At 62.2% G+C, this 9,104-nt stretch carries 8 protein-coding genes; 7 read left to right on the top strand and 1 reads right to left on the bottom strand.

Annotation, left to right across the window (positions count from 1 at the left end; genetic code table 11):
- The first annotated feature begins 148 nt into the window (after positions 1–148).
- From ACQRD3_RS10920 to argF, 7 genes are all read left to right on the top strand, one after another.
- Positions 149–1,363 (top strand): argininosuccinate synthase, encoded by a 1,215-nt coding sequence (locus ACQRD3_RS10920; RefSeq protein WP_080907922.1) that lies wholly within the window; start codon positions 149–151, stop codon positions 1,361–1,363.
- Positions 1,364–1,392: 29 nt separating this feature from the next.
- Positions 1,393–2,775: an argininosuccinate lyase gene (argH, locus tag ACQRD3_RS10915; protein ID WP_080907923.1), complete on the top strand. Its 1,383-nt coding sequence runs from the start codon at positions 1,393–1,395 to the stop codon at positions 2,773–2,775.
- Entirely contained in the window at positions 2,772–3,713 is a 942-nt protein-coding gene (gene argC, locus ACQRD3_RS10910) for an N-acetyl-gamma-glutamyl-phosphate reductase (RefSeq protein ID WP_427781404.1), read from the top strand. Before argH ends, argC begins: the two co-directional genes overlap by 4 nt.
- Positions 3,714–3,936: 223 nt before the next feature.
- On the top strand, positions 3,937–5,160 hold the full coding sequence (gene argJ / locus ACQRD3_RS10905) for a bifunctional glutamate N-acetyltransferase/amino-acid acetyltransferase ArgJ (RefSeq protein ID WP_080907925.1): 1,224 nt from the start codon (positions 3,937–3,939) through the stop codon (positions 5,158–5,160).
- 155 nt (positions 5,161–5,315) lie between these two features.
- A complete protein-coding gene (argB, locus tag ACQRD3_RS10900) occupies positions 5,316–6,170 on the top strand; it encodes an acetylglutamate kinase (protein ID WP_080907926.1) in 855 nt (284 codons plus the stop codon).
- A 15-nt stretch (positions 6,171–6,185) separates the two neighbouring features.
- Complete coding sequence (locus ACQRD3_RS10895) at positions 6,186–7,364, top strand: aminotransferase class III-fold pyridoxal phosphate-dependent enzyme (protein WP_080907927.1); 1,179 nt, start codon at positions 6,186–6,188, stop codon at positions 7,362–7,364.
- Between the two features lie 13 nt (positions 7,365–7,377).
- Positions 7,378–8,295, top strand: a complete 918-nt coding sequence (gene argF, locus ACQRD3_RS10890; protein WP_427781403.1) for an ornithine carbamoyltransferase — start codon at positions 7,378–7,380, stop codon at positions 8,293–8,295.
- Between the two features lie 84 nt (positions 8,296–8,379).
- Here argF and ACQRD3_RS10885 read toward each other — a convergent pair whose 3' ends face one another.
- A complete protein-coding gene (locus ACQRD3_RS10885; protein WP_427781402.1) occupies positions 8,380–9,099 on the bottom strand; it encodes a YczE/YyaS/YitT family protein in 720 nt (239 codons plus the stop codon).
- Between the last annotated feature and the right edge of the window lie 5 nt (positions 9,100–9,104).

The following is a 9,104-nucleotide window of genomic DNA, read 5'->3' as shown; positions in this document are numbered from 1 at the left end:
ATATAATTATTCAAATAAAGTTGAATAATTACAGAATACAATGAAAAAATGTGGGATCGTATAGAATATTTATGCATTTTTTCTCTTGCTATTTTTCTCATGCCGTGGTAGACTGTCCATAACATCAAACGAAGCGGAGGGTTTTTCCATGGCTGAGATCAAAAAGGTAGTGCTCGCCTATTCCGGCGGACTGGACACTTCCATCATCATTCCCTGGCTGAAGGAGAACTACAACGACCCGGAGATCATTGCCGTCTCTGCAGACGTGGGGCAGGGCGACGAACTGGACGGTCTGGAGGAGAAGGCCCTCAAGACCGGCGCGTCCAAGCTGTACATCGAGGATCTGGTGGATGAGATGGTGGATGAGGTCATCATCCCCTCCCTGAAGATCGGTGCTAAGTACGAGCAGTACCTGTTGGGGACCGCCTTTGCCCGGCCGGTCATCGCCAAGCGGCTGGTGGAGATCGCCAAGAAGGAGCACGCCGACGCCATCTGCCACGGCTGCACCGGCAAGGGCAACGACCAGGTGCGTTTCGAACTGGCCATCAAGCGCTTTGCCCCCGACATGAAGATCATCGCCCCCTGGCGGGAGTGGGAGATCAAGGGCCGGGACGAGGAGATCGACTACGCCGAGGCCCACAACGTGCCCCTGAAGATCTCCCGGGAGACCAACTACTCCAAGGACAAGAACCTGTGGCATCTCTCTCACGAGGGCCTGGATCTGGAGGATCCGGCCAATGAGCCCAAGTATGAGAAGGAGGGCTTTCTGGAGATGGGGGTCAGCCCTGTGGCCGCTCCCGACGCGCCCACCTACGTCACTCTGGACTTTGTCAAGGGCGTGCCGGTGGCCATCGACGGGGAGGAAAAGAAGGCCAGCGACATCATCCGCAAGCTCAACGCCCTGGGCGGGGCCAACGGCATCGGCCTGCTGGACATCGTGGAGAACCGGCTGGTGGGCATGAAGGACCGGGGCGTCTACGAGACCCCGGGCGGCACCATCCTCTACCACGCCCACGAGGTGCTGGAGATGATCACCGTGGATAAGGACACTGCCCACATGAAGAGCAAGCTGGCGGTGGATTTCGCCGATCTGGTATATAACGGCAAGTGGTTCAGCCCCCTGCGCCAGGCCCTCTCCGCCTTTGCGGACGCCACCCAGGAGCACGTCACCGGCACGGTGAAGCTCAAGCTCTACAAGGGCAACATCATCAACGCCGGGGTCACCTCTCCCGAGAGCCTGTACTCCGAGAAGCTGGTGACCTTTGAAGAGAGCGATTACGATCAGGCGGCCGCCGGCGGGTTCATCGACCTCTGGGGCCTGCCCGACACGGTGCAGGCGCTGCGGGAGCAGGGCAAGCTGTAATTACTGCCACAGAATAGGAGCGATATGCCATGAAATTATGGGCAGGCCGGTTCCAGAAGGAAACCGATACGATGGTCAACGACTTCAACTCCTCCATCCCCTTTGACGCACGGCTCTATCGGGAGGACATCGCCGGTTCCGTTGCTCACGCCGAGATGCTGGGCAGGACCGGGATCATTGAGCCCCATGAGGCGGAGAAGATCATCAAAGGGCTGAAGGCGATCCTGGCGGACATTGAGGCCGGGCAGGTGGAGTTCTCACCGGACAACGAGGACATCCACATGAACATCGAGGCCGAACTCACCGGCCGGATCGGGGATACGGGCAAGCGCCTCCACACCGCCCGGAGCCGAAACGACCAGGTGGCGGTGGATTTCCGGCTCTATGTGAAGGAGGAGATCCCCAGGATCGTGGAGATGCTTCTGGCGCTGGAGCGGGTGCTGGTCAAAAAGGCGGAGGAGAATCTGGACGCCGTCATGCCGGGGTACACCCACCTTCAGCGGGCCCAGCCCACCACCCTGGCCCACTACATGATGGCCTACGCCAACATGCTCAAGCGGGATGTGACAAGGCTGGAGGACTGCGCGGAGCGGATGGACGAGTGCCCCCTGGGCGCGGGGGCGCTGGCCACCTCCACCTATCCGGTGGACCGCTTCCAGACGGCCGCCGCGCTGGGCTTTGACAAGCCCACGGAAAACTCCCTGGACTCGGTCTCCGACCGGGACTTCGCCATTGAGTTCCTCTCGGCCTGCTCCATCCTCATGATGCACCTGTCCCGTTTTTCCGAGGAGCTGATCCTCTGGTGTTCCTGGGAGTTCCAGTTTGTGGAGCTGGACGACGCCTACTCCACCGGCTCCTCCATCATGCCACAGAAGAAGAACCCCGACGTGGCCGAGCTGGTCCGGGGCAAGACCGGGCGGGTGTACGGCTCCCTCATCACCCTGCTCACGGTGATGAAGGGCCTGCCTCTGGCATACAACAAGGATATGCAGGAGGACAAGGAGCCGGTATTTGATGCCATCGACACGGTGGAGATGTGTATTCCTGTGTTCACCGCCATGCTGGACACGCTCACCGTCCGGCGGGACAACATGAGAAAGGCGGCCTCCGGCGGGTTCATCAACGCCACGGACTGCGCCGACTATCTGGTGAAGAAGGGCCTGCCCTTCCGGGAGGCGTACAGGATCGTGGGGCGGCTGGTGCATATGTGCCTCAAGACGGGGGAGACCCTGGACACCCTGCCGCTGAAAGATTTCCGCTCGGTTTCCGGACTGTTTGACGCCGACGTATATCAGGCGCTGGAGCTCAGGACCTGCGTGGGCGGCCGCCGGGTTTACGGCGGCCCCGCCCCCGGCGCGGTACGGGTGCAGATCGACCATATCAAGGACTTTCTGAAGGAGCGCGGGCAATGAGCAAACCGAAGGTTTTTATCGACGGCCAGGAGGGGACCACCGGGCTTCAGATCTATGACCGGCTGGCCCGGCGGGACGATATTGAGCTGTTGGGCATCGATCCGGACAAGCGCAAGGATGTTACAGAGAGAAAGAAGCGGATGGACGAGGCGGATCTGGTATTCTTCTGTCTGCCCGACGCCGCGGCCCGGGAGGCGGCGGACCTCTGCGACAACGGCCGCACCAGGATCATCGATGCCTCCACCGCCCACCGCACGGCCCCCGGCTGGGTGTACGGCTTTCCGGAGCTTCACGGCCAGCGTATCGCGGTGGCTCAGGCTATGCGGGTGGCCAATCCCGGCTGCCACGCCACCGGCTTTCTGGCCTCGGCGGCCCCGCTGGTCAAGGTGCATGTGCTCCTGCCCGATTACCCGCTGACCTGCTTCTCCCTCACCGGCTATTCCGGCGGGGGCAAGAAGATGATCGCCCAGTACGAGGGGGAGGAGAAGGCGGCGGAACTGTTCAGCCCCCGGCTGTACGGCACGGCCCTCCAGCACAAGCATCTGCCGGAGATGACGGCCGTGGCCGGGCTGGACCGTCCGCCGGTCTTTTGTCCGGTGGTGGACGACTACTACAAGGGGATGTCCACCACGATCATGCTGCACAACCGCTATTTGAAGGGTCAGCCTACCGCGGAAGAGCTGTGCCTTATTCTCTCGGCTTACTACGCCGGAGAGGAGGTTGTGACGGTGGCGCCATTCCATGAGAAGGGCGACACACTGGCGGCCAACGCCTTTGCCGGAACCGACAAGCTGGAGCTGACGGTCTCTGGGGATCACGACCGGACTGTCATCACCGCCCGCTTCGACAACCTGGGCAAGGGCGCTTCCGGCGCGGCGGTCCAGAACATGAACCTCATGCTGGGCTTCGAGGAAACTGCCGGCCTCCGGCTTTCTTGAAAGAAAGCTGGGCAAAGAACTTTGATAGAGGCGGTCCGGTGAGGCGCCGGGTTCCGCAAAGCCGGGCAAGGAGCTTTGATAGGGGCTGTTTGGCGGGGCGACGGGCTCCGTAAAGCTGGGCAAAGAACTTTGATAGAGGCGGTCTGGTGAGGCGCCGGGTGCCGGTTGGCCTGGATGGGGCGCTGGCACAGGCTGAAAGAGATTTCGGGAGGGAATGAGCGATATGAAAACAGTTTCCGGCGGCGTCACCGCCGCCAAGGGATTTACCGCGGGCGGGATCCACTGCGGGGTGAAGGCGGGGAGCAAGGCGGAGAAAAAGGATCTGGCGATGATCCTGTCCGAGAGGGAGTGCGCGGCGGCGGCGGCCTATACCCTCAACCGGGTCAAGGCGGCCCCTCTCTACGTCACCATGGAGCATCTGGAGGATGGGGTGGCCCGGGGCATCATTGCGAATTCCGGAAACGCCAACGCCTGCGCGCCCGCCAGCCACGAGAACGCGCAGAGGATGTGCGCGGCGGCTGCTGCTGCCACCGGCCTTGCCCCGGAGGATTTTGTGGTGGCCTCCACCGGCGTCATCGGGCAGACGCTCAATGTGTCCGCCATTGAGGCGGGGGTTCCCGCATTGGCGGCGGCGCTGAAAAAGGAGGGCGGTTCCGACGACGCGGCCCATGCCATTATGACCACCGATACGGCCAGGAAGGAATACGCCGTCTCGCTGGACATCGGAGGCAAGACGGTGACCATCGGGGCCATTGCCAAGGGCAGCGGCATGATCCATCCCAACATGGGCACCATGCTCTGCTTTATCACCACCGACTGCGCCATCACCCACGACCTCCTGCAGGAGGCGCTGCACGCCATCGTGCCCCGCACCTTTAACCGGGTGACGGTGGATGGGGACACCTCCACCAACGACATGTGCGTGGTGCTGGCCAACGGCATGGCGGAAAATCCCCTCATTGAGTGGAAGGACGACGGCTACACCCTGTTTGCTCAGGCCCTCCACGAAGTGTGCGGGTATATGGCCAGACGCATTGCCGCCGACGGCGAGGGCGCGTCCCGCCTGGTGACCTGCACGGTCACAGACGCCCGGAGCGAAGAGGTGGCCGAGCGGCTTGCCAAGGCGGTGGTGGGCTCCTCCCTGGTAAAGGCGGCCATGTTCGGCGCGGACGCCAACTGGGGCCGGGTCCTCTGCGCCATGGGCTATTCCAAGGCCCCCTTCCGCCCGGAGTATGTGGATGTGAAGTTCTCCTCTGAGCTGGGGGAAATTCTGGTCTGCAAGGACGGCGCGGGCGTGGACTTCGACGAGGCGCGGGCGAAAGCCATCCTCTCCCGGGACGACGTGACCATTCAGGTGGATCTCCACGAGGGGGAGAGTACCGTCTCCTGCTGGGGCTGCGATCTGACCTACGACTATGTGAAGATCAACGGCGACTACCGCACCTGATCCCTTTTCTTAAAAGAAAAGGAACCAAAAGAACTTTGATCCGTGCGGGATGCTGGGGTGGACGACCGGTTTTGCGTCCGGCGGCGGTTTGGAATGCCGGGGATGCGGCTGGGCGTTTGCAGTTTTATTTTCAGACGAGAAAGAGAGGATGCTCCATGTCTTACACGCATGTGGAGCGCGCTGAGGTTTTGGCCGAGGCACTGCCCTATATTCAGAAATTTACCGGAAAGACCATCGTGGTCAAGTACGGCGGCAACGCCATGATCTCCGAGGAGCTGCGCCGGGCGGTCATTTCAGACATCATCCTGCTGTCTCTGGTGGGAATCCGGGTGGCGGTGGTCCACGGCGGCGGGCCGGAGATCACGGAGATGCTGAACAGGATCGGCAAGGAGTCCCGTTTTGCAGACGGCCTGCGCTGTACCGACGAAGAGACCATGGATATCGTCCAGCAGGTGCTGTGCGGCAAGGTGAACAAGGATCTGGTGGCCACCCTCAACCGCATGGGCGGTCAGGCGATCGGGCTGTGCGGCATGGACGCCGGCCTGTTCCAGGCCCGGCAGCTGGATGAAAAATACGGGCTGGTGGGGGAGATCGTCCAGGTGAACCCCAAGCCGGTGGTGGACTGCCTGAGCAACGCCTACATCCCCGTGGTCTCCACCGTGGCCCAGGGGATCGACAGGGACACCGCCTACAATATCAACGCCGATACCGCCGCGGCCAAGCTGGCGGTGGCCCTGGGAGCGGAAAAGCTCATCCTGCTCACCGACATCCGGGGCCTGCTGCGGGATCCCCATGACGAGGAGACTCTCATTCAGGTGGCTCATCTCCACGAGATCCCCGGTCTGGTGAAGGATGGGGTCATCAAGGGGGGAATGATCCCCAAGGTGGATTGCTGCGTAGAGGCGGTTCGTCAGGGCGTGCCCCGCACCCACATCCTGGACGGGCGCATCCCTCACTCCATTCTCATCGAGATGCTCTCCGATCAGGGCATCGGCACCATGATCCTGTGAGGAGGCATTTTTATCATGACACATGAAGAACTGGTCCGGCTGGACCACCAATATACCCTTCAGACCTACGGCCGTTTTGATGTGGACATCGACCACGGAAAGGGCGCCCGGCTCTGGGATCTGGCGGGGAAAGAGTATATCGACTTTACCTCCGGCATCGGCACCGCCTCGGTGGGCTACGGCAACGAGCGGTGGGCCGGGGCCGTCGCGCGGCAGGCGCTGAAGCTGGGGCATATCTCCAACCTCTTTTACGCCCAGCCTTACGCGCTGCTGGCGGAAAAGCTCTGCCGGCGCACGGGCATGGCAGGAGCCTTTTTCGGAAACTCCGGCGCGGAGAGCAACGAAGGGGCCATCAAGCTGGCCCGGAAATACTCCTTTGACAAGTACGGGAAGGGGAGAGGGACCATTCTCACCCTGAAAAACTCCTTCCACGGCCGGACGGTGACCACGCTGGCCGCCACTGGGCAGGACGTGTTCCACAATTACTTTTTTCCCTTCACTGATGGCTTCCGCTACGCGGAACCCACCATGGACGGCATTGCCGAGGTGGCGGGCCACGACGTGTGCGCGGTGCTGCTGGAGCTCATCCAGGGGGAGGGGGGCGTGTTCCCCATGGAGAAGGAGTTCATCCACGAGCTGGCGGTCCTCTGTGCCGAGCGGGACTGGCTGCTGCTGGTGGACGAGGTCCAGACCGGCGTGGGACGTACCGGCAGCCTGTTCTGCTTCCAGCAGTACGGCATACTGCCCGACGCGGTGACCTTCGCCAAGGGCATCGCCGGGGGCCTGCCCATGGGCGGGTTCCTGGTGAGCGAGCGGTGCAGACCGGTGCTGGGACCCGGCACTCACGCCTCCACCTTTGGCGGCAACCCGGTGTGCGCCGCCGCCGCGCTGGAAGTCCAGAACATTTTGGACGACGGGGAGCTGGCTCAGGTACAGGAGAAGGGCGCCTATCTCCGCGCCGGGATCGAGGGGCTGGATCTGCCCTGCCTGGGCAAGACCCGGGGGCTTGGCCTGATGGTCGGGGTCGAGGTGCGGGAAGGTTATACGAACAAGGAGCTGGCCGCCCGCCTCATGGACGCGGGACTGCTGGTGCTCACAGCAGGACACAATGCGCTGCGGCTGCTGCCGCCTCTGACTATTACCCGGGAAGAACTGGACGCGGGTCTTGCCATCCTGGCCCGGACACTGGTATAAAGGAGCGAAAACGATGAATGATTTATTAAAGCTGATGGATCTCTCCGGAAAAGAGATCGACCACATCCTCAACGTGGCCGACCAGATGAAGTACAACCAGAAGCACGGCCTGATCCATAACTATCTTCAGGGCAAGACGCTGGCCATGATCTTTGAGAAGAACTCCACCCGTACCCGGGTCTCGTTTGAGACGGGGATGTATCAGCTGGGCGGCCATGCCCTCTTCCTCTCCGGCAAGGAGAGCCAGATCGGCCGGGGAGAGCCCATTGAGGACACTGCCCGGGTCCTCTCCCGCTACTGTGACGGCATTATGATCCGGACCTACGGCCAGGAAGAGGTGGAGGAGCTGGCAAAGTATGCGGACATCCCGGTCATCAACGGCCTAACCGACTTTGCCCACCCCTGCCAGGTGCTGGCCGACCTCATGACCATCCGGGAAAAGATGACCCGGCTGGCCGGGCTGAAGCTCACCTTTATCGGCGACGGAAACAACATGGCCAACTCCCTCATCGTGGGCGGTCTCAAGTGCGGCATGGAGGTGGCGGTGGCCTGCCCCGAGGGCTACGACCCCGACCCCAAGGTGCTGGAATTTGCCAAAACCGCCGGAAAGTTCACCCTCACCCGGGATCCCGGGGAGGCGGCCGCCGACGCCGATGCCGTCTTTACCGATGTGTGGGCCTCCATGGGCCAGGAGGGGGAGGCGGCCAAGCGCCGCAAGGCCTTTGAGGGGATCTATCAGGTGAATGAAAAGCTGATGGCCCTGACGCACTCCGGGTGCATGGTCCAGCACTGCCTGCCCGCCCACCGCGGGGAGGAGATCACCGCAGAGACCTTTGAAAAGCACGCGGAGGAGATCTTCGACGAGGCGGAGAACCGCCTCCACGCCCAGAAGGCGGTGATGACCATCCTGATGGGAGAGGGAAAGCTGTAAGAGTGCCGAAAACAGCACAAAAAAAAGAGCGCCTTTCGTCCTGAACTGCGGACGAAAGGCGTTCTTTCTGTTGGTATGGAGCAATCAGACCGGGGCGGAGGGAGCCGAGTCGTCGGCGGGCTCCGCTTCCTTTGCTTCCGGCGGCTGGTGACGGCGGGCGGACACCCAGCCGCGGAACACCGTCCACAGCTCGGAAAAGCTGGCGTGGTGTACAGCCTTGGGATCATAATGGAAGAGAGCAAAGACCCCCTGAAGAAAAAGTCCGATCGTGAGGGCGGAGAGAACGGTGCCCACACCGACCTTGGCCCCCATCAGCCAGCCCAGCAGGACGGCCAGGACCTCCAGCGCGCTCCGGCAGAGGCCGGGGGAGAGGCGGAGCGGCCGGGAGACCGCCACCATCAGGGAGTCCCGGGGGCCCGCGCCCATGGCGGCCGCCATGTAGTAGTAGGTACCCAATGCCAGCACCGCCTGCCCGGCCAGCATCATGGCGATGCCGCTCCACAGCCCGTTCATCCGGGGAATCAGATGAAAGCGCTGGATAAGGTCGATGAGAAGGCCCGGACAGAGCACGTTGACCACGGTGCCGAGGCTCAGCGGCTCTTTAAGCAAAAAGGAAATAAAAATGGCGCAGGAGCCCACCAATATGGTGCAGATGCCGAAGGACAGCCCGGAGATATTGCTCAGGCCCTGGTGCAGGCAGTTCCAGGGGTCCAGGCCGATGTTGGCCTGGACCATCCCCACGATCCCGATGGCGGAGACCACCTGGCCCAGGATCAGATAGACGGTACGTTTCCGATAGCTCACGATTT

This window comes from Candidatus Pseudoscillospira sp. SGI.172 (assembly GCF_050313575.1).
Taxonomy (GTDB): domain Bacteria; phylum Bacillota; class Clostridia; order Oscillospirales; family Oscillospiraceae; genus Vermiculatibacterium.
This window is presented reverse-complemented; position numbering and strand designations above follow the sequence as displayed.